The following is a 22,087-nucleotide window of genomic DNA, read 5'->3' on the forward strand; positions in this document are numbered from 1 at the left end:
TTTAAGTATCTTGTTATAATTTTTGTAATTATCCTGGGTCTGATTTACGTTGGCAATTACATCGACCTCAGAAATCATAAAATCAATAAAAAAGAGTACGACCGTAGAATCAGGTTCTTCATCGTACTCATTTTTATTCTTATTGGGATCCTGGTATGGATCAAAAGGAAGTAATCCTACTCCCTATTCAAATAATCTGTTATGCAGGCTTTTTAAAGCTTCAGTTTTATCGGCCGTGTTAATGAGCAACGAGATGTTGTAGTTACTTCCCCCATAAGAGATCATCCTTAACGGAATGTGTTTAATCGCATCAAGTACACGGGCAGCATAGCCATGCTTTTCCGCACTAAAATCGCCCACCACACAAACAATCGATTGGTTGTTGTCCACTTCTACTGTACCAAAAGCATGCAGTTCTTCAATGATTTTATCCAGGTTATCGGTAAAATCAACTGTCAGGGAAACCGCTACCTCAGAAGTGGTGATCATATCTATAGGTGTTTTATATCTTTCAAATATTTCAAATACCCGTCTTAAAAAGCCATAAGCCAGTAACATCCGGCTCGATTGGATTTTAATGGCGGTAATTCCATCTTTAGCTGCGATAGATTTAATTTTTCCTTTTTCGCTTTCCGTGGAAATTACTGTTCCTGCAGCTTTAGGCTCCATCGTATTCAATAAACGCACCGGGATCTTATACTTCTGAGCCGGAAAAACAGATTGCGGGTGCAGTATCTTGGCACCAAAATAAGCAAGCTCTGCTGCTTCGTCGAATGAAAGATGTGCAATCGGCTTTGTACCTTTAACTATCCTTGGATCATTGTTGTGCATACCATCAATATCGGTCCAGATCTGTACTTCCTCTGCCAGAATAGCAGCACCTATTAAAGACGCAGTATAATCACTCCCCCCACGGCGCAGATTATCTACTTCACCAAAGCTGTTTCTGCAAATAAAGCCTTGGGTAATGAATAGTTTATTTCCCTTATGCTGTTCCAGTATAGGTTTAAGGTGTTTGGTTGAAAAAGGAACATCAGGCTCATTGTCTTCATCAATCTTCATAAAATCAAGTGCCGGCAGCAATACTGAAGGGACACCTATAGATTTTAAATAAATGTGGTACAAGGTTGTCGACAACAATTCGCCCTGCGCCAGCACAACTTTCTCTTCTACTGAAGTGAAAATATCATTAGCCAGTGTATTTAAAAATTTAAAGTGATAATCAACCACCTCCTGACCTTGCTCACGATATTCGCCTTCAGTTAAAAGCTCTGCTACAAAGTCGTTATATTTCTGATGTAATGCGTTAATCAGGGTTAACGCCTCCTGTTTATCTTCCTTTAAAAGTTTGGCTGAAATTTCTACTAAACTATTGGTGGTACCGGACACGGCCGATAACACTACAATTTGTTCTTCTGCAGGATTAATGATATCCAGCAATTTTTTCATGCGCTCAGGGCTTCCTACAGAAGTACCTCCAAACTTTAATACTTTCATAATTTGTTTTTGTTGTTTTTTAATGGTCCGAAAGCTTGGCTTTCCGTTTTAGGTTTATTTAATTTTTAATGGTTAAAAGCTACATAATAGCTATATTTATTTGCTGCAAGTTTCTATACTTGTAATCGGGCGTGAATTTAAAGAAATAGCGCTTAAAAACAGCAAAACAGGCAAAATAAAATTTGGATAAACAACAATTACGAGGCAATATGCAATTAGAACAAGCTACCCTGGCCACTGTAAACAAATGGCTCAACGGAAATTATGATCAGATAACCAAAGATGAAATACAACAGCTATTGAATAAAGAAGCCTATACTGAACTTACAGATTCTTTTTATCGCGACCTTGAGTTTGGTACAGGCGGGTTAAGAGGCATTATGGGCGCCGGATCAAACAGGATAAACAAATACACCATTGGAACAGCCACCCAGGGATTGGCCAATTACCTGAACAAAAAATATCCCGGAGATAAAATTAAGGTTGCAATAGCACACGATAGCAGAAATAACTCTGATTATTTTGCAAAAATCACCGCAGATGTATTTTCTGCCAACGGTATCCATGTGTATTTCTTTTCGGCCTTAAGACCAACCCCTGAACTTTCCTTCGCTATACGCCAGCTTGGCTGCCGCAGTGGGGTGATGTTAACAGCATCTCACAATCCAAAAGAATACAATGGATATAAAGCCTATGGTGCGGATGGCGGGCAATTTACTGCTCCGGACGATAAAATGGTAATGGACGAAGTCGCAAAAATAACTGATATTAATGAGGTGAAATTTGATCGGATTGATGCCAATATTGAACTGATTGGTGAAGATATAGATCAGCTGTATCTCCAGAAGATAACTGCGCTATCGGTATCACCTGAGGCAATTTCACGTCAAAAAGGCCTTAAGATCGTATATTCCCCTATTCATGGAACGGGAATTACCCTGGTGCCGAAAGCACTCGAGCAATTTGGCTTTACCAATTTAACCGTGGTAGAGGAACAAAGTAAGCCGGATGGGAACTTCCCTACCGTGGTCTATCCTAACCCCGAAGAAAAAGAAGCCCTTACGCTAGCATTAAATAAAGCTAAAGAAATTGATGCCGACCTGGTATTGGCCACAGACCCAGATGCAGACAGGGTTGGCATTGCTGTTAAAAACAATGATGGCGAATTTGTATTGCTGAATGGCAATCAAACCGGAAGCCTCCTCATCAACTACCTCTTAACGGCATGGCAGGAAAAAGGAAAGCTTACCGGAAACGAATACATTGTAAAAACCATTGTCACCTCAAATTTAATAGAAGCCATTGCAGATGCTAAAAAAGTAACCTATTTCAATACCCTTACCGGTTTCAAATGGATTGGACAGATCATGACCAATCTTGAAGGTAAAAAGACCTTCATAGGCGGAGGAGAAGAAAGTTATGGTTATTTAATCGGCGACCTCGTAAGGGATAAAGACGCGGTTGTTTCCTGTGCATTTATAGCAGAAATGACGGCTTTTTACAAAGATAAGGGCAGCAGTCTTTACGATGCATTGCTAAATATGTACGTTGAATACGGCTTGTATAAAGAAGAGCTGGTTTCTATTACGAAAAAAGGGAAAACAGGTGCTGAAGACATCAAGGCGATGATGGAGAAATTCAGAAACAATCCGCCTGAGACTTTGGGTGGGTCCAGGATCAGCACCCTGAAGGATTACGAATTGGGCGTTGAAACAGATTTAGGTTCAGGCACAAAAACAAAGCTGGAATTGCCCAAATCTGACGTTTTGCAATTTATAACTGAAGATGGTACCATTGTGTCTGCTAGGCCTTCGGGTACAGAGCCAAAGATTAAATTTTATTGCAGTGTAAACGCTCCGTTAAAAGACAAACAGGCTTTTAAAGAAACAGATGCTGTTCTTGGCCATAAAATTAAAGCAGTAATGATTGATTTAGGGGTTTAACAACCTCTAAATCAATTCTCTTTTATCTCTTCAAAATACTTATCTGCGATAGTAGAAAAAGCCTGCATATTCAGAGGTTTATGCAAATAGGTTGCTATTTCCTCTACTTTTGCCGCATGCAGTTCATCATCAGGGTTAAGCGATGTTGTCAGCATAACCACTACTATCCTGGCTTTATGCTTTTCGTCCAGTTTTTTATACTCAGCCATAAAGTCCCATCCATTCATACCAGGCATATTGATGTCCAGAAAGATGATGCCTGCCTTCGGCGCATCTTCTGTATGCGCATATTTACCGGAATAGGTCAAATAATCCAATGCCTCTCTGGCAGAGGTTATTTCTTTAACAGCTACATTAATTTTTGTGTTTTCAACAATCCTCCGATGAATGAAATTCGTTGAAATGTCGTCGTCAACAAGTAATACGCAATCGAGATCTTTATACTTTTTCATCTCTATATATCAATCTAAAGTTATACTCTTAATGTGAACCTAAATGTACTTCCTTCTCCGAGCGCAGAATGTACGGAGATTTGTCCGCCATGCAACTCTACAATTTTCTTGCAATGTGAAAGACCAATACCGTAGCCCTCGTAATCAGAGGCACTATGCAGGCGCTGGAACATGACAAAGACTTTCTCCTGGTACCGCTCTTCTATACCAATGCCATTGTCCTTGAACTCAAAATGCCAGAAATTTTCACGGTTTACCACTGAAATGCTAATCTCAGGGTCAATATAGGGATGTTTAAATTTCAATGAATTACTCAGCAGGTTCTGGAAAAGCTGCCTTAAAGCAGTCTCGTATCCATAAACCACCGGAAGGTCCTCGTAATGGATTGTTGCACGGGCAGTGGTAATGCTGCTAAAAAGATCATTCTCCAGACTGTGCAACAGCGCGTTGCAGTCGATCAGTGTTTTTATCTGTTGTCCGCCCAGTCTGGCATAATCGAGCAAACCTTTGATCAGGTTTCTCATTCTTTCGGTCGAACGGTCTATAAACTGAAGGTAAAGTTTCGCATTATCATCAAAAACATCTTTGTATTCGTCCTTAAACAGTTCAACAAAGTTCTTTACCGTAAGCAATGGTTCCTGCAAATCATGAGAAGCAATGTAGACAAATTGTTCCAGCTCTTTGTTCTTGAGTTCAAGTTCCCGGGCGTACTCTTCTGTCGTTTTTTCGTGACTGTGTTTGGCAGTAAGGTCTCTCACAAACTTCGAAAATCCGATCACAGAATTGTTGTCATCGTAAATGGCAGACAGCGTTACGAAACTCCAGTAAAGCTTCCCTCCTTTTTTTACACGCCAGCCTTCATGCTGCGCACGCCCCTTGGCTCTGGCTTCTTCAATAAGTAACTCGGGAAGTTTGTTTTTACGGCTCTCTTCATTATAGAAAACACTGAAATTACGTCCTACAATTTCCTCTTCTGTATACCCTTTGATTTTCTCAGCCTCCTTGTTCCAGTTTCCTACATTACCATGCCGGTCCAAAAAAAGGATGGCATAGTCATCTATTACCTCAAGCATTCTAAGTAGGCTGTCTGATCTCAAGTACTTGTAATTTATATTTCAGTTGATCTAATACAAGTATTTTCAAAAGTCAGGCCATAGTATTAAGGCCTAAATCCAACTCAATAAAAGGTTTTTAATGTTTAAACATCCAATTTAGCGCCGCTTTTTTTTCCCAAAAAGGGGAAATTATAGCGCAGCTTATCCCATTGAAAACAAGAAGCTTAACGGATCTGTCCCGTGCCCCTGACGATCCATTTTTCTGTGACCAGCTTTTCAAGGGCAAAAGGTCCGCGGGCATGAAGTTTTTGCGTAGAAATTCCAATCTCGGCACCCAAGCCAAAAACCTGACCATCGGTGAACCTGGTTGATGCATTCAGATAGACTGCCGCCGCATCCACCTCGTTGAGAAATCTTTCTGCTTTCGATTCATCTTCTGTCAAAATTGCTTCAGAATGTTTTGAGGAGAATTGGGCAATATGCTGCAATGCCTCGTCTATGTGCTCCACTACCTTTACTGAACACTTAAAATCCAGAAACTCCCTCCCAAAATCATCAGGGCCCGCCAGGTTTAACGGTGTATAATTCAATTGTTTCAGCATGTCATAAGACGCCTGATCGGCAAAAAGCTCAACCTGGTAGGCCGATAACAAAGGTGCAGCAATGTTTAAAAACCGGGCTGCAATAGCACTATCCAATACAATTGTATCCAGGGCATTACAAACAGATGGTCTGGAAACTTTTGCATTTACAACAACAGCAGCAGCTTCATCAAGTTTTGCGGTCTGCTCCACATAAGTATGACAAACCCCTGCGCCGGTTTCTATTACAGGAACCAAAGCATTCTTCCTTACATACTCAATCAGCTGATTCGATCCCCGGGGAATGATCACATCAATAAATTTCTCTGCCTGAAGGATATCAAGAATATATTTCCTGTCGGCCGGCAATTGCTGAACTATATTCTTATCCAGTCCGTGTGCCTCCAAGACCTGCTGAATTAAAGAAACAATAAATAAGTTGGTATGGTACGCATCCTGTCCACCACGAAGCAAACAAACGTTTCCCGATCTGATGCACAAAGCTGCTACGTCTATCGTCACATTTGGTCTTGATTCGTATATCACCCCAACAACGCCCAGGGGAACAGTTTTTTTCTGAACAAAAAGACCATTTGCAAGTGTCCGTTCAGAAAGGATCCTGTTGGTCGGATCTTCAAGAAGGGCTACATCTTTCAGGCTGTTACTGAGGTCCTGAATCCTGGTTTCATTTAACAACAAGCGATCTCTTTTTGGGTCTGAAACAGGCATCTTTTCCAGATCTTTCCGGTTTTCCGTAATGATTTGCGCCTGGCTGCCTGAGATTAAAGTCGCCAGGTCTTCAATCAGAACCTGTTTCGCTTTATAGCTTAAAGCAGATATGCTATGTTGTGCCTTCCGGGCATTGCTTAATTGTTGTTGAATCGTTTGCATGGTTCCTTTTACAATATAACGATGTCGCTGGCATTCGCTATTTCGAGGTTGTGTTGTTTTAAATTTTCTATCATTTTTTCAGAGGAGGTTTTGGCACGTGCAACAGCAATAATATGCTGTTCCTTATCGGTAATTTCAAAGATCTCCCCGTCACTGAATTTCTCTGTTACCTCCAGCACGCCAACTGCCAGCAGGCTTTTGCGTTTCCGTATAGCTTCACATGCACCATCATCAACCTTTACCCTGCCTGTTACCAAGCTTCCGCTGGCCAGCCATTTGTTCCTGGCCGGTACATTGCCTTCCTTAGGCACACAAACGGTACCTGTACTTTCCTTAATTGCGTTCAGAATACCATTTGTACTGCGAACACCAAATATTACAACCTTGATCCCCATAACCGTTGCCAGATGAGCGAATGTTAACTTAGAGATCATGCCTCCGAGGCCTAAATCTGATTTATTCTTATCTGCCAGAGAAAAAATATCGTTATTGATACTTTCTATCCGCTTAATAACCTTTCCTTCCCTATCCAGCACGCCGGGCACAGAAGTTCCCAGTAAAATAACGGACGCACCAAAACCTACACCCAATAAGGTAGCCAGCTCGTCGTTGTCAGAAAATTTCAATTCAAGGCTGCTGACCACATCATTTTCATTGGCAATGGGGATCACGCCATTTTTCCAAAGTTCCTCGTAAGTTTCTTTCAACTGCAGAAATTGTTTCCGGTTAGAAAAATGCTGCCGCTCACAAAGACTTTGGGCAATGGAAATGTTGTAAGGTAAAAAATGTTTGGAGTAGGTACCAAGGAGCAAGGGGTTTCCTATTGAAGCAGCAGCTTTACGTTCGGCAATTTTGCCTTTATAGTTTTTAATATACTTCTTACCTGAGGCTACTGCTCCTGAAGAAACTATTATCAATCTGTAGTCTTTTGCAATTTCAGCTACCTGTCGCGTAACATCTGCAATTACCTGTTCGTCCAGCTCCCCTTTTGTGGTGGTAATGGAAGCAGTACCTAATTTCAAAACAAGTATGGGCTTGTTCATTTATTTGTTCGGGTTATTAAGTCGGTTATGAAAACCCGAAAATAGGCAAAAATCCTCCTATCTATGAAATAAACAGGAGGATAATTGATAGATTTTGTATAATTTATGACTAAACCAGGGTGGCCTCAAGTGAAATCTCTACACTATAAGCCCGGCTAACCGGACAGGTAGCTTTTGCTCCCGCTGCTATTTCCTGGAATTGTGCATCACTGATGCCCGGAATACTGGCTTTCAATACCAGGTTAGAGCTGGTAATGGTGCCATTGTCCAATGTAACAGTACCTGTTGTTTCTAATGTTTCAGGGGTAAAGCCGGCTTCTGTTAAATCAAGACTCAGTTTCATGGTAAAACAGCCGGCATGTGCCGCTGCCATCAGCTCTTCGGGGTTGGTGCCTATACCATCAGCAAATCTGCTGTTAAACGAGTACTGGGTCTGATCAAGTACTTTACTTCCTGTGGTAAGGTGACCTGAACCTTCTTTGATTGTGCCATTCCAAACGGCCGTTGCATTACGTTTCATGTTCTTGTTTTAAGATGGGTTAAGGGTTATTATTATTATCAAATATAACTGTTTACCTGCTCTGTTCCCTATTCCGGTTTAGCTTAATTTTAATCTTTCCGTCCTCCCCATCTGTTGCCAGCAGGTGCAATACAATCCCTTTCATTCTCCTGGCCTTTTTCTCTTCCTTATCTGTAATGTCTGCATCCTTTTTAGGATTTCTTAAAGGTACATCCACCGCTATATTGGTGCCTTTCCCCATGGAATAGACCCCCGCCACGTCCATATTTAGCAAGCTGGTATTGATCTGCATAGGATTGATCGTTATATTTTGCCCACGGACATCAAATCTGCCATTCAAATTGGTAAAAGTAATGTTGTTCAGGTCTCTGAAAGGAAAGGCAAATTTGCCAACACTAATGATCGGATCAAAATTCAGCAAAGCCCCTTTTTTCAGATCAAATGCCACACTTCCGTTCAAAGAGTTGGCCACCAGTTTACCCTGATCAGTTATACCGCCAGAAATATTGGTTTTAGCAAACAGATAACCTTTCAGGTTCCTGGAAGTCAGGCTGGTCAACCCAAAATTATTAAAAGAATAAAAGAAGTTTTTGATATCTACATTACTTAAAACTGTATTTACTGTAAACCTGTTCAGTCCAGCCCTTTGCGTAATATTTCCATTTAATTTAAGCGCGCCGCCTGCATGTTTTACACTTACATTTTTAATCGCTATCCCTGCTTCGGAAAGCAGCAGTTCTGCAGTGGCGTTGGTAGCCAGAAAACGGTTGTAATAAACCTTGTCTACGCTCAAATGCATATTCACATTGCTTTTCTCAAACACCTCGTTAAGGTCCTCCGAAAAACTGGTCTTATGATTGTTTTTCTTTCTGGCCTTTGACGCAGGTTTTCTGCTGCCCAGAAAACCCATAAACTCTCCCAAATGAATTTGAGGGCTTCTGATTTTCCAATTCAATAAAATCTTTTCCGGCGCCGTATAATAAAGATTTAAGAAGTTACGGATGGTTCCATCCATAAACACAACACTTTTGCCGCTTTGTAAGCGGATGTTCTGAATGAACAGATCGTTATTCGTAAAGTTCAGCAAAATAGCTGTATTCGTAAAGTTCAGCTTTCGGGGTACATAGCTGATATCCGCATCCTTAATATCGATATCGCCAGATACCAGCGGTTTTGTCAGTTTAAAATCTACAATATCTGCGGCATAGGCCAGGTTTACATTTGCAGTACCTTTCGTAAACTTCAAAGTTTCCGCGCCTATTGCGTTGTTTAACTTTGTAATGTCAAACCGGGATTTAAAGATGCCCCTGGCAATTGGCCGTTCCAGGTTTTCTATCAGGGCGGTGTCAATAGAAAAAGGGATCTGTTTATAGGTACCGCTGAAGTTATGCAATTTTATCACTGAGTTCGCATCGGTAAAACCCGCTCCATTTAAATGATTATTGGTAAAAACACCATTGAAATTGCAGCTGTCTATTACACCACCAGGTGTGGTAAGCACGTTGTTCTTAATAAATGCTTCTACATATATTTCAGGTTCACCGCCTGGCCCCATGTTGCCTTTAAGCCGGCATTTGGCATGAATGGGCCTATCCAGATTAAACATATTGAGCTTGGAACTGATGTTCGGTGCCAGCAGTCCCGATGCGTTTCTCCATAGTATTTCGGATGCTTCTATATTAATGGTAAATTCCGTATTTTCTTTACCTGTGTCAAACTTTGCGCCTATAATAAAGCCATTACTTCCAATGTTGAGTTTATTTGGAGCCACTTCTACTATACCGTTTCCGTCGTTATAACTTACTTTAAAAGGCCCCTCCAATAACTTATCCTTTATAAAACTTCCCTTGCGTGTATTAAATGCCAGACTTTTCGCCAGGGTTTTTAGCTTTATATCTGCCTCCCATCCCCCTAAAAGATGGTAATCCATTTTTGCTTTAAGCTCATCAACTACAAATTGAAATAATTTATGCCCTTTTTTGTTGTCAACCACAAAGTTTACATTGTTTAAGGTTATTTTTCCAATCTCTGCCGGAGATGATCCCCCTTCCTTACCCTTCTCCTGTTGTTTTTTCTTTTTGAACACTGCGGTGTTGGTATAACCATTGCTATCGGTGTATAAATAAATGGTGGCATTATTTATTCCTAATTTTTCAATGTCTATTGTACCTTTCAACAAGCCCATAATATTTACAGCAACATCAAAATCTTTGGCTTCTATAAGGTTGTGCTGGTGATTTTGCCATAAGCTATCGCGTAAAATCACATTTCTCAAGCTCAAAGAAACACCTGGAAAGCCTTTTAAAAAAGTTGGATCCATGCTTTCGATGGTCATTTTACCATTCAGGTTTTTATTGAGTTTTTCGGTGACGGTTGCCAGCAGCTTTTTCTTATTGAAATGCACATAAGCCGCCAATCCAATATATATAACCAGAACCAAAGCAACAATTGAAGCAAATATGATGAGTGTGATTTTAGACCAGCGAGGTATTTTCATCTGTTAAAAGGTTAATTCCGAATTGATTTCTGTGCAATTTGTATAAGTGCTTTTGTTCAATTATTATACCAAATGATTTCTACAAAATGGCTTCCCTTAAATGTACAAATAAAAGCTGCTTAAACGAAAAAAGGCCATTCCGTTCAGAATGGCCTTTTCATATACCGTATTTTAACCGCTACAAGCCTAAAGCATGGCTGGTCTGCGTCCTGATATTCTCTGTCAATTGCGGATTGCCATTTAAGGCCTGTCCATAAGAAGGGATCATTTGTTTGAGCTTTTGCTGCCATTCAGCGGTCTTGAGTTTATCGCTGAAACAACGTTCCATTAAAGTAATCATAATAGAAACCGCAGTAGAAGCGCCTGGCGATGCGCCTAAAAGGGCCGCTATTGAACCGTCTGCCGCTGTAACCACCTCAGTACCAAACTCAAGGATGCCGCCATGCTCTTCATCTTTTTTAATCACCTGTACACGTTGTCCGGCCGTCTCCAGCTCCCAGTCTTCCATCTTTGCAGTTGGCAGGTATTCTCTTAACGCAGCCATACGGTCTTCGGGCGACTGACGTACCTGGTCAATCAGATATTTTGTAAGCGGCAAATTATCCAGGCCAGCCGATATCATTGGCCGGATGTTGTTTATTTTAATTGATTTAGGCAGGTCGAGTAAAGAACCGTGCTTCAAAAACCTGGTAGAAAAACCTGCATAAGGACCAAATAACAAGGCTTTTTTACCGTCTATCATCCTGGTATCCAAATGCGGCACTGACATTGGCGGTGCGCCTACGGAGGCTTTACCGTAGACTTTTGCATTGTGCTGCTCAATAACTTCCGGATTTACGCATTTCAACCATTGCCCGCTTACGGGGAAACCACCAAAACCTCTTCCTTCAGGAATATCCGCTTTTTCCAATAGTGGTAAAGAACCACCACCTGCACCAATAAATACAAACTTAGCCTTTATTATTCTCTTCTGTCCTGTGCTTTCGTCTTTAACCTTTACTTCCCATAAGCCGTTCTTTTGTTTCAGCTTTTTCACATCATGATGAAAATGAAGTTTTACATCCGGTCTTGATTGAAGTTTATTGAACATCATTCTGGTTAAAGCACCAAAATTGACATCCGTTCCCAGTTCCATCCTGGTAGCCGCTACTTTATCAGCCGGGTTTCGGTCTTTCATCACCAAAGGCATCCAATCAGCCAGCTGTCCGGCATCTTCAGAATATACCATCCCTTTAAACAGGTCACTTTCCTGTAATCTGGAATACCTCTCTTTTAAAAATTCCACATTATCTTTCCCCCAAACAAAGCTCATGTGCGGGATTGCCTTGATAAAGGTTTCGGGTGCATCCACCAATTTGCTTTTTACCAGGAAAGACCAGAACTGCTTCGATACCTCGAAAGATTCAGCAATAGATATGGCTTTTTTTGTATCAACAGATCCATCGGCTAACTGAGGCGTGTAATTTAACTCACAAAAGGCAGAATGTCCGGTTCCTGCATTATTCCATGCATCAGAACTTTCAGCAGCTGCCACGTCAAGCCTTTCAAAAATTTCGATGCTGATATCTGGCTGAAGCTCTTTGAGCAGCATACCTAAAGTAGCACTCATAATACCTGCTCCAATTAACACAACATCTACATTTTTGTCTGGATTACTGTTTTTTCGGGTCATTTATTTTGAAATTTTCCGCAAAAGTACAACACAAAATTAAATTTTGCACGTAATCTTAGAATATATTATGTGTTTTTATCAATTTAACTCTTTTTATTGTCATATTTTAAAAATATACACACAGATAAATCATTTTATTACATGACAATGATTTGTATGAAATTGTGTTTTTTGGCTCATACATGCTTTCATATCCCTGGAAATTTTGCTAGCTTGCTGATGTACTTAGTACATTTATGATATGAAATTAATGCTGTTTGGTCTTTTGTTACTTTGGTTCATTCCGACAGAGCCCATTACCATTGAGCGCGACCGGGAAAGATGGAAGCCTTATTATACAGATGAACTGCCGGTTTCCATAGCCGACAGCTGGCTCCTCCCCTTCGATCTGACAAACCGTAAAGATATCCGGCAAATGAAAGTGGTCAGCATTTTTGGCGACCACCGCGACAGTTATTTAAAAGGCCATATCCATACCGCTATCGACATCAATCCCGCCAAACCTAAAAGCAAACATGTGGGCATTTATCCAATGGCCAAAGGAATTGTATGTTCCGTACATCTTGGTGAAAATCAACGAACCGTAGTGATCAGGCATAAGCTGAAAAATGGAAAAACCATATTTACTTCTTACAAGCATTTAAAAGAGGTGTATGTCAGCAATGGACAGCAGGTAGATCAAAACACAAAGATTGCACGCCTTTTTACGCCTGCCGAATCAAAAAAATACGGGGGTGATTACCATCACCTCCACCTCGAAATCCGTAAAAGTTTTGACGATTACGGTTGCGCCAGCTGGCTTACCATGAATAAAAAACAATTGAACCTGCGTTTCTATAATCCCCTTTCCTTTATAAAAGAGAATATATAATTACATAAATATTACATCTCCATATTCAATTAATGTAGTTAACTACGTATACTTGTACATAAATTACAACGAACATGAGTATACCTATAACTATTCAACCGGTTAAGAACGATTATTGCAAGCAGATCGTAAACCTCATCCTACCCATTCAGCAAATTGAGTTTAACGTACCTGTAACCCTGGAAGATCAGCCGGACCTTCTGGATATTGAAACAAATTATCATCAGGGCGGCGGAAATTTCTGGGCTGCATTACATGACAATGAACTGGTGGGCACTATAGCCATGATCAACACCGGGCATCAGGCCAGTGCCCTTCGGAAGATGTTTGTAAAAAAGGAATATCGTGGAAAAGAGTATGGCATTGCACAGCGTTTACTGGATACCTATATTCAATTTTGTAAGGATAACGGAATCACCGATATCTATCTTGGCACAGTGGACCTGCTAAAAGCTGCACATCGTTTTTATGAAAAAAATGGTTTTACCAGGATGGAGATGAATGCACTGCCACACTATTTTCCAAGGATGATGGCCGATAACATATTTTACCACCTTCACTTATGAATGTAATAGACGAATCGGGCATTCTTGCCTTGTCAACACGGCTACAGCGACTTAGCGAGCAGCTCAGAAAAGATGGCTTTGAACTCTACAAGGCCCATGATATTGATTTTGAGCCTAAATGGTTCCCTGTAATTTATACGCTTCATTTTAAACCGGTGCTCAGCGTGGTAGAACTTGCAGCCGAGATCGGCTATACCCACCCTTCGACCATCAGTTTATTGAAAGAACTGGAAAAAGAGAAGTTGATCCGCTCTAAAAAAGACAAGCAGGATGAACGCAAACGCCTGATCCTGTTGACAGAAAAAGGAAAAAAACTGCTCTTCCGTATGCAGCCTGTATGGCAAATCATGATTGAAGCCCTTACTGAGTTAACCGATACCAGCAATAACCTCATGAAAGCCATTACCGAAGTAGAGGCACAATTGAAAGCAAAAAGCTTTCTGGAAAGGGCAAAGCGATAACCGGGTGGTTATCGCTTCAGGTACTCCTGTAAAGTCTGCGGTTTCCGCTGAATTAAGCGTTCAAGTGTATCCTCTACATGCGCAAACTCGTTGTGTTTTATGCTTTCGGTAAGGCTCAAAAACCAACCGGACTCTTCTTCAGGCATCCCAGATTTTAGCAGTTCTTCTTTCAGAACTTCCCCAGGAACATCCACATAAGCAATTCTTTTACCTTGGTTCTCACTGAGCAACGCTGCGATATCATCAAAACTAAAACTATCCGATCCGGTAATTTCATAAATCTTATTTCGATGCCCATCCCCGGTAAGTACCGTGCAAAGTGCCTCGGCAATATCCTCACGGGACACAAAACTGACTTTGCCTTTTCCTGCCGAAAGATAAAAACCGCCCTCCTCTATTGCGTTGCCCATAAACAATGGAATCGTTTCCATGTACAGGCTGTTCCTTAAAAAAGTATGGCTCATCCCCGAATTTAAGATGGCTTCCTCTGTTCTTAAACATTGCTGTACTGCCAGGAAATGTGCTTCATTATCTGGTTTTAAGCCACTTGTATACACAATATAACCCACGCCCTGGCGCTTTGCCGCCTCAACTACATTCAATTCCTGGCCAATCCCGCGTTCGCCCATACTTGTGGTAGAAATCTGCAGTAAGGTATCTACGCCTTTTAAAGCTTCATTTAAAGAATCCATGTCTTCGTAATCAGCTTTTCTCATTGTGATTCCCGTATCCTCAAATTCACTTAATTTTGAGGGCTCTCTTACAATAGCGATGATATTTTCACCACCGGTCTTTTTCAGCAGACATTTTATCGTGGCCTTGCCCAAATGTCCATTTGCTCCTGTTATTGCAATCATAATCTTTTCTTATTTATTTTAAACAAGATTACGGGGATTACAATTTTTAAAATAGAACAAAACCGACAATCAGGGTCTTATTTCCGGAAAATTCTCTATGAGTTCGTTAGACTGCTTTTGAAACTGATTGGGTGATACCCCAGCAAATTCTTTAAATGACCTGATAAAATGGGACTGATCGGCATAGTTATGTTCATAGGCAATGTCAGAAAGTTTATAAAAACTTTTGTCTCTCACCAGGTTCATTGCCGACTGGAAACGAAATATCCTCGACAACAATTTGGGTGAAATACCAATATCATATTTAAACCTGCGTTCAAGACTTCTTTCAGATAACCTTAAATCCTCCTGTAACAGTTTCAGGTTAACATTGCCTTTTGCCTCAAACATTTTAGTTATAGCATAACTTATCAGCCTGTCGTCCGATGCATTATTTTGCTGCACCTGTGCAAACAGATAAGCAGACAACACATCAATCTGATCATTTAGTCCCGAGGCATTAAACAAACGTTCCGAAAGGCTTTTGTATTCTTTAGAAGATATCAGGTTAACATCTATGCAGGAATCTGTTAACTCGGCCGCATTAAATCCAAATACAGATTTAATGGCATGCGGGTAAAAATAAACCCCGATATTCCTGAAACGACCTGTAGAACTTAACTCGGTATATTTTGTAGTTTGTCCATATAAAAAGACAGCAGGAAGCACTTTGCCTTGCTGGTAAAACGCTCCACCTTCTGCCTGATGAAAAATAATCCCCGGGCTGCCATCTGCAATCGCAGCAAAATTTTTGGGCAGGGTTTCCAAAACATCACTTTCCAATACCCAGTAATACCTGATGTAGGCTTTAAGATATGCGGGCGGATGGATCTTCTGAAATATCATAAGCTAAAATTAAAATAAAAAAGCAGTCATTTTATTTAGAATTATTTTAAATAAACTATATTTGCCGGAAACTAAGGGTTAAAATCTTGGCTGAAGGAAAAAGCACTACCAACAAATCTACACTGATCGATAGAAAGACTTTCGAAACGATATATAATTTGTATTGGGAGAAAGTTTATGCAGTATGCTATAACAATATCCGCGAGATAGAACCCGCCCGGGAAATGGTTCAGGATATTTTTAAGTCCCTTTGGGAACGCAGGCTTCAACTTGAACTGGAAAATGTAAACAACTACCTGATCCGTTCTGCCAAGTTCAAAACTTTTGAATACATCCGTAACAAAACAAATCAGCAAAAACACATCTGTATAAAATATCAGGATTGCAGCCATTCATCCAATTGCACCGAAGAACGGGTACTCTTCAATAACCTGAAAGAAAAGGTCAATATACTGGTAGACACCCTTCCCTGTCAGTGCAGGCGCGTTTATAAAATGAGCCGGGAACAAGGATTGAGCAATAAAGAGATCGCCTCAGCCCTGCTCATTACAGAAAGAGCTGTCGAATACCACATTACCAGGGCATTAAGTGTACTGCGCCTCAAGCTCTCCAATTATTCCGATTAATTTTTCAGGCTTACTTACGGTAGATTCCCTGTTATGCTACTTATATTTTAGCTAAGTTTGTATTCAGATTAACGCAGCGCCTAAAGTGCTAAAATGAAAATCAGCAAGGAACTCATAGAGAAATATCACCTCAATGCATGCAGCCAGGAAGAAAGGGATGCTGTAGAAGCCTGGCTGTTCTCTGCCGAAAGTGAAGATACACTGCAGCTGCCTTTAAATGAAGATAAGGCAGCACATAAAGCTCAGATCTGGAAAGGCATAGAAAACATACTTCCTGAAGATAAATTGCCTCCTGCCATCAGCAGCCCACGCTCAACAAAAGGCGCGTTCTGGTGGGGAGCCATTGCAGCCTCCATCGTGCTTGCATTAATGGGCATCACCGGATATTATTTTTCAGGAAATCAAAAAGATACGCCTTTGCTCAGTATCAATAACAGCGCTTCAATGCAGCTGCGACAAGTAGAGGCCAGGGCTTACCACATTTCGGTTGGTCCCAGAACTTCTGCAAGAATCGATAATGTAGGTGGCATCATAGAACTATCAGGCAGCCTGCTTATTCAACCAAAAGAAGACATAACCCTCAAATTTGAAGGTACTCATGAGGAAATACACTTTAAAGCCGGTCAGACCTACATCATATTGAAAGGTGCCGATGGAAATGACAAGGTCATTATCGTAAATGAAAAGAACATTATGGATCTCCCTCCATTACTTCAAAAGCAGATCAGCAATGAGTTTAAAATTTAAGTATACTCCATATCTTTTCTTGCTTTTTTTAACGGCCTGTACCAGGGGACCGATCCAAACCCAGAATCCAGATACCAACAAATTCAGTATTTACATCCTGGCAAAGGACGGTAAAGAATATATCCTGGAAACCAATACCCTGGAAAAAGGTGAATTGCAACCTGAAACAAATGGCGCCGACGTCAGCTCAGCCAGCATGAGCCGCGAGGCAATCGTTAAAGATGGCTGTTATTATCACCTCGACAGAAAAAATGCCCGCTTGGTTAAATATCAAATACAAAACAGGCAGTTACATGAAACGGGCAGCTTGCCATTAAAGGATTTTTCCATTGAAAATTTTTATTGGAAAACCAGGGATACCTTATTGCTAACAGGCTTAAGTGTGCCTGACTTTTCAAAAATAAAGTATGCCCTGCTGAATACGGATAAGATGCAGCAGACAGCTGTTGGCGACATGGACATCGCCCGCCCCTCCGGACGTTTCAATAACACCTCCGTTGGTTTTGTTGAACTCCGCAGAAATAGACTATTTGTAGGATACACCTATCATCAGCAGCTTAGCGCAACCAACTATACAACAAGCGATACCACATATGTCACCGAACTGAATTTCCCTTTAATGACTGGGGTAAAAACAGACAAGGATATACGTTCAACCTATCCGGGTGGCATAAATACTGTACAGTCCTATTCTTTTAATGATAAGCAGGGAAATTATTATTTCATGACCTGTCCGGGAATTGCCCTGGGCAACCGTCCGGAACTACCGACGGGTATTATGCGCATAAATGCCGGTGATGATCAGCCCGATCCGGCTTACTTTCTGAACCTTTCCCAATCCATACATAACCACGCCTATGGCATGTGGTACCTGGGCAACGATCAGGTTATTGTCCGGGCCGAAAGAAAGGATCTCTATAAAGGTTTGGGCGACCACTATAGCACTGCCCACTTTGAATTTTACCTGGTTAACCTGACAAATGGCACAGCTAAAAAACTGGATCTGCCCCTCGACAAAGGTACCAGGCGGGAATGTGTTATCGTTAACAATGATATCGCTTATATTGCAGTCAATTCATCTGCAGAGGGAAATTTCATCTGGATTTACAACATCAAGACCGGAACCCTGAAAAAAGGCCTAAAGCTATCCGGAAATACAGATTTCATTATGCGGATCGATCATCTTCAGGCTTAAAACAGCAATAGTTTAATATTTTTTGTTTTCCACCTTCGGTAAACAGGCAGTTGTGCTACCTCTGGTATAAATGCACAATATTAAACAAATGTCCTACGGAAAAATTCTACTCATTCTTTTCTTCTGCGCAGTTTCATCAGTCGCAACCGCTCAAACCACATCAGATATATCAGGCTACATAAAGGATGGGAACGAACCTATCGCCGGAGCTTCAGTATTGTTAAAGGGGAGCAAAATTGGTGCTACATCAGATGCCAGGGGATATTTCGAACTAAAGAATATAAAACCGGGTAGTTACAGTATCATGGTGTCTTATCTGGGCTATGTCAGGGAGTCCAGATCCCTGACTCTAGCAGCTGATCAACATGTTAATCTGGATTTCCTGTTAAAAAGAGATCCTCAGCAACTCAAAAATGTCGATATCAGCGGTAAAACTAAAACCCAGGAAGTAAGGGAATCAGGCTTTGCCGTAAACGCCATAGATGTTAAAAAGTTTGCCAATACCACCGCCGACCTGAACCAGATCCTGAACCGGAGTACGGGTGTCAGAATTCGTGAGCAAGGTGGACTGGGCTCTGATTTTAAATTCTCCATCAATGGTTTATCGGGAAAACAGGTCAAGTTTTTTATTGACGGCATCCCCATGGAGGTTATGGGTAGCGCCATGTCGCTGAACAACATCCCGGTAAATCTTGCTGATCGGTTGGAGGTGTATAAAGGAGTTGTTCCGGTAACACTTGGTGCAGATGCAATGGGTGGTGCGGTAAACGTTGTTACCAGTCAGAAAGTAAATAATTACCTGGATGTAAGCCATAGCTATGGTTCTTTCAACACGAACAGATCTGCCTTAACCGGTCAATATACAGATCAAAAAACAGGCATCATAGTAAAAGCAAGCGGCTTTCGTAATTCTTCCAAAAATAATTATAAAATGAAAGGTGTGGATGTACTTGCCAGTGGCCCACAACCCGGCAATTATATTCCGGAAGAAGAATTGTTCGGGAAAGAATACGCATCAGGAGATGTAAAGCGATTTCATGACAACTATTTCTCTGTTCTTGGCCAGGCGGAAGCTGGTATCACTAATAAAAAATGGGCAGACGTCCTGTTTATAGGGGGCGGTTATAATGAGACCCGCCAGGACCTGCAAACAGGTTTCGATCAGAAAACTGTTTACGGTAAGGTAAAAAGAACAAGCTATGCAAAAAGTGCGACCATACGATATAAAAAAGACAATCTTTTTACGGAAGGACTTAGCCTCAGCGCCTTTGCGGCACGGTCTGCAGATACTTACCGAACCACCGATACCGTTTTCGCAAAATATATATGGGATGGCAGCTGGTACGATAGCGGATACACGGAAATGGGAAGGAGCATTGCAACCGTAGGTGTCATCAGGAGACCAAGAACCTATGCAATGGCCAATATGGGTTATGTAATTAATCCCCGGCATTCAATTAGCCTGAACTATACACTGGATCATCTTAAAAATGAAAACTACAACGCCTATTCTGAGCAGCGCGACAGCTTACCAGGAAAGATCAATAAGCAGATTGTAGGCCTCGCCTACCAACAGGATTTAATGGGAGGTAAACTGGTCAATACTTTTTTTGCCAAATACTATAATCTGGGATTAAATCGTACCAAGTACGTTAATAGGATATTAACCGCGCAGGATACTCTAGCAAATAACATGGGTTATGGAATTGCATCCAGGTATAAGCTAAGTAATGGATTAGGTATCAAAGCCTCCTACGAGCATGCCTATCGCCTGCAGGAAGCTGAAGAAGTATTTGGGGATGGATTAAACCTACAGGGAAACCCGGATTTAAAACCTGAAAGCAGTGACAATATCAACCTTGGTGCATTTTATAGCTTCCAGGTCAGTAAAAATTCGTTCTTTATAGAAGCCTCTGGTTTTTACCGCAATGCAAAAGACTTTATTTTTCCTGTACCGGATGTACGCTCTAATTTACTGAAAAATGAGAATCAATCCAGCGTGCGCATCACAGGTTTCGAATCTGAATTAAGGTACAATTATGATCAACTGCTTTCAGTGACATTCAACCTGACCTATCAGAATGCCATTAACACAACAAAGACCGGACAAACTGAATCTTATTATGTAGAAGGCAGCTATAAAAATAAAATACCAAACCAGCCCTGGTTATTTGGAAATGCAGACTTTACCATTGGAAAAGACAACCTGCTCGGAAAGGATACCCGTTTGCAGTTCAACTGGTTTACCCAGTATATCAACTGGTTTTACCTTACCTGGGAAAGCAAAGGAAATCCCAATGGAAAATCTGACATCCCAACTCAATTTATTCATAACGCAGCTTTAAGCTATTCCCTTAATAAAGGTAAATACAATATTTCTGCAGAATGCAGGAACCTTACAGACCGCATGTCCTACGACAATTTTAAACTGCAAAAACCGGGAAGGTCCTTTTCAATTAAATTCAGATACTTCATCCAATAATTAACAAGATTACATGCAAAATAATATACCAATGAAACGACCATATAACTTAGCTGCCAGAATATTGACAATTACAATACTGCTGTTTTCCATTAGCGGATGTGAAAAAAGAAACGTTGGCAATATCGAAGAAGGAACTCGATATTCAGCTATATTATGTGTTGGCAGCTGGCCAAACACGGCGTACTATATTTCCAGTATCCCCTCCCTTACCAGTGGCACAATCAGCCTTAAAGGTAATGGTGCAGAAATGACAGGAAAAGTATATGCTCAGGATGTAATCCAGAGAGATGGGTTTTATTATCACCTGAACTCAGGAAGTGGCAGGCTTGGAAAATACCATGTAGAAAATGGGGTACTGCTCATTGATAAAGAGATCCCTTTCTCCTACCTGAACTGGAGTTCTTATGCCTGGGTGGACAACAACACACTGGTCATTTTCGGTGACGGCAAAGGTGAAGCAAGATATGCCATCATCAAAGTAGATAAAATGACCGTCAGGGGCGGAAAATTAAACCTGAATAGTATAGCAAATGGTTTTGACTCCTACAATATCGGCTTTGCTGAATACAGGGCCAGTAAATTATTCCTTGGATACACATTCACTTCGACCGACTGGACACAATATCCGAATATGCCGGTTTATCCAAAGTCTTTTGTAGCAGTGATCGACTATACAACCATGAGCGTAGAGAAATCTTTGGAAGAGACACGTTCAACTGGTCTTGGTGGACCGAATGTATATGCACCTTCATCTTTTGTTGATGAAAATAACGATTTGTATTTCATCAGCGACCCTGTAAATATATATGATTACAAATCGCCTGCGGTTATGTACAGGATAAAGAACGGATCTACCGCAATTGATCCCACCTACTATTTCAATTTTTCCGCGGCAAGCCATAATGAGATGGCCCCGGCAATGTGGTACATCGGTAATGGAAAAGCCATTATACGGTCACGTATAACCGGCCAGTCGATCGATGCTGATCATTATTTCTGTGTGGTAGATGCCAGAAACGGATCATTTATCAAAAAACTGGATCTCCCCGTAGATAAAGGTGAAAGAATGGTAAACGGTGTGATTGTGGAGGACGGAAAGGCATTTATAGCAGTAAATGCAGCAGATCGCGACTATATCTGGCAATATGATCCTGCAACCGATAAACTAACTAAAGGTGTCGAATTTGTAGGTGGTATCGATTACATCCTTAGGATAGAAAAATTAAAGTAAGCAGCATACTGA

At 41.0% G+C, this 22,087-nt stretch carries 19 protein-coding genes; 9 read left to right on the top strand and 10 right to left on the bottom strand.

The genetic code is table 11. The annotated features are described in order from the left end of the window. Positions 1–183 precede the first annotated feature (183 nt). Positions 184–1,497: an aspartate kinase gene (locus tag ABIE26_RS07120; RefSeq protein WP_310138495.1), complete on the bottom strand. Its 1,314-nt coding sequence runs from the start codon at positions 1,495–1,497 to the stop codon at positions 184–186. Between the two features lie 209 nt (positions 1,498–1,706). Between ABIE26_RS07120 and ABIE26_RS07125 the strand changes: the two genes are divergently transcribed. Further along, positions 1,707–3,440, top strand: coding sequence for a phospho-sugar mutase (locus ABIE26_RS07125; protein WP_310138493.1), 1,734 nt, complete (start codon positions 1,707–1,709; stop codon positions 3,438–3,440). A gap of 11 nt (positions 3,441–3,451) precedes the next feature. Here ABIE26_RS07125 and ABIE26_RS07130 read toward each other — a convergent pair whose 3' ends face one another. The 7 genes from ABIE26_RS07130 to ABIE26_RS07160 all read right to left on the bottom strand — a co-directional run bounded on the left by ABIE26_RS07130 (position 3,452) and on the right by ABIE26_RS07160 (position 12,151). Further along, positions 3,452–3,892: a response regulator gene (locus tag ABIE26_RS07130; RefSeq protein WP_310138491.1), complete on the bottom strand. Its 441-nt coding sequence runs from the start codon at positions 3,890–3,892 to the stop codon at positions 3,452–3,454. A gap of 20 nt (positions 3,893–3,912) precedes the next feature. Next, positions 3,913–4,965, bottom strand: a complete 1,053-nt coding sequence (locus ABIE26_RS07135; RefSeq protein WP_310138489.1) for an ATP-binding protein — start codon at positions 4,963–4,965, stop codon at positions 3,913–3,915. A gap of 206 nt (positions 4,966–5,171) precedes the next feature. Further along, complete coding sequence (locus tag ABIE26_RS07140; protein ID WP_310141482.1) at positions 5,172–6,434, bottom strand: glutamate-5-semialdehyde dehydrogenase; 1,263 nt, start codon at positions 6,432–6,434, stop codon at positions 5,172–5,174. Continuing rightward, entirely contained in the window at positions 6,428–7,462 is a 1,035-nt protein-coding gene (gene proB, locus ABIE26_RS07145; protein ID WP_310138487.1) for a glutamate 5-kinase, read from the bottom strand. Before proB ends, ABIE26_RS07140 begins: the two co-directional genes overlap by 7 nt. 109 nt (positions 7,463–7,571) lie before the next feature. After that, the gene (locus tag ABIE26_RS07150) at positions 7,572–7,982 is read right to left on the bottom strand and encodes an OsmC family protein (protein ID WP_310138485.1); all 411 of its coding nucleotides are present in this window, start codon (positions 7,980–7,982) and stop codon (positions 7,572–7,574) included. A 52-nt stretch (positions 7,983–8,034) separates the two neighbouring features. Further along, the gene (locus ABIE26_RS07155; RefSeq protein ID WP_310138483.1) at positions 8,035–10,479 is read right to left on the bottom strand and encodes an AsmA family protein; all 2,445 of its coding nucleotides are present in this window, start codon (positions 10,477–10,479) and stop codon (positions 8,035–8,037) included. A gap of 178 nt (positions 10,480–10,657) precedes the next feature. After that, positions 10,658–12,151 carry a malate:quinone oxidoreductase gene (locus ABIE26_RS07160; protein WP_310138480.1) on the bottom strand — a complete coding sequence of 498 codons (1,494 nt, stop codon included), beginning with the start codon at positions 12,149–12,151 and terminating at the stop codon, positions 10,658–10,660. Between the two features lie 241 nt (positions 12,152–12,392). On the opposite strand from ABIE26_RS07160, the gene ABIE26_RS07165 reads away from it, so the two are divergent. The 3 genes from ABIE26_RS07165 (at position 12,393) to ABIE26_RS07175 (ending at position 14,049) form a co-directional block, all read left to right on the top strand. Then, a complete protein-coding gene (locus ABIE26_RS07165; protein WP_310138479.1) occupies positions 12,393–13,022 on the top strand; it encodes a M23 family metallopeptidase in 630 nt (209 codons plus the stop codon). A gap of 74 nt (positions 13,023–13,096) precedes the next feature. Then, positions 13,097–13,588, top strand: a complete 492-nt coding sequence (locus ABIE26_RS07170) for a GNAT family N-acetyltransferase (protein WP_310138477.1) — start codon at positions 13,097–13,099, stop codon at positions 13,586–13,588. Further along, complete coding sequence (locus ABIE26_RS07175) at positions 13,585–14,049, top strand: MarR family winged helix-turn-helix transcriptional regulator (RefSeq protein WP_310138475.1); 465 nt, start codon at positions 13,585–13,587, stop codon at positions 14,047–14,049. Before ABIE26_RS07170 ends, ABIE26_RS07175 begins: the two co-directional genes overlap by 4 nt. Positions 14,050–14,057: 8 nt before the next feature. On the opposite strand, the gene ABIE26_RS07180 is transcribed toward ABIE26_RS07175, so the two are convergent. Together ABIE26_RS07180 and ABIE26_RS07185 are read right to left on the bottom strand one after the other, a co-directional pair. Further along, positions 14,058–14,906: an SDR family oxidoreductase gene (locus ABIE26_RS07180; protein ID WP_310138473.1), complete on the bottom strand. Its 849-nt coding sequence runs from the start codon at positions 14,904–14,906 to the stop codon at positions 14,058–14,060. 69 nt (positions 14,907–14,975) lie between these two features. Then, positions 14,976–15,791 carry a helix-turn-helix domain-containing protein gene (locus tag ABIE26_RS07185; RefSeq protein ID WP_310138471.1) on the bottom strand — a complete coding sequence of 272 codons (816 nt, stop codon included), beginning with the start codon at positions 15,789–15,791 and terminating at the stop codon, positions 14,976–14,978. A gap of 86 nt (positions 15,792–15,877) precedes the next feature. Here ABIE26_RS07185 and ABIE26_RS07190 point away from each other — a divergent pair, with 86 nt between their 5' ends. The 5 genes from ABIE26_RS07190 (at position 15,878) to ABIE26_RS07210 (ending at position 22,075) form a co-directional block, all read left to right on the top strand. After that, positions 15,878–16,417 (top strand): sigma-70 family RNA polymerase sigma factor, encoded by a 540-nt coding sequence (locus ABIE26_RS07190; protein ID WP_310138469.1) that lies wholly within the window; start codon positions 15,878–15,880, stop codon positions 16,415–16,417. 93 nt (positions 16,418–16,510) lie between these two features. After that, positions 16,511–17,164 (top strand): hypothetical protein, encoded by a 654-nt coding sequence (locus tag ABIE26_RS07195; RefSeq protein ID WP_310138466.1) that lies wholly within the window; start codon positions 16,511–16,513, stop codon positions 17,162–17,164. Continuing rightward, positions 17,148–18,359 (top strand): DUF4374 domain-containing protein, encoded by a 1,212-nt coding sequence (locus ABIE26_RS07200; RefSeq protein ID WP_310138465.1) that lies wholly within the window; start codon positions 17,148–17,150, stop codon positions 18,357–18,359. The genes ABIE26_RS07195 and ABIE26_RS07200 overlap by 17 nt, the downstream gene beginning before the upstream one ends. A gap of 88 nt (positions 18,360–18,447) precedes the next feature. Beyond that, entirely contained in the window at positions 18,448–20,841 is a 2,394-nt protein-coding gene (locus tag ABIE26_RS07205) for a TonB-dependent receptor (protein WP_310138464.1), read from the top strand. Positions 20,842–20,872: 31 nt separating this feature from the next. Further along, positions 20,873–22,075, top strand: a complete 1,203-nt coding sequence (locus ABIE26_RS07210) for a DUF4374 domain-containing protein (protein WP_310138462.1) — start codon at positions 20,873–20,875, stop codon at positions 22,073–22,075. The last annotated feature ends 12 nt before the right edge of the window (positions 22,076–22,087 follow it).

The sequence above is a fragment of the Pedobacter africanus genome (genome assembly GCF_040548825.1).
In the GTDB taxonomy this organism is placed as follows: Bacteria; Bacteroidota; Bacteroidia; order Sphingobacteriales; family Sphingobacteriaceae; genus Pedobacter; species Pedobacter africanus_A.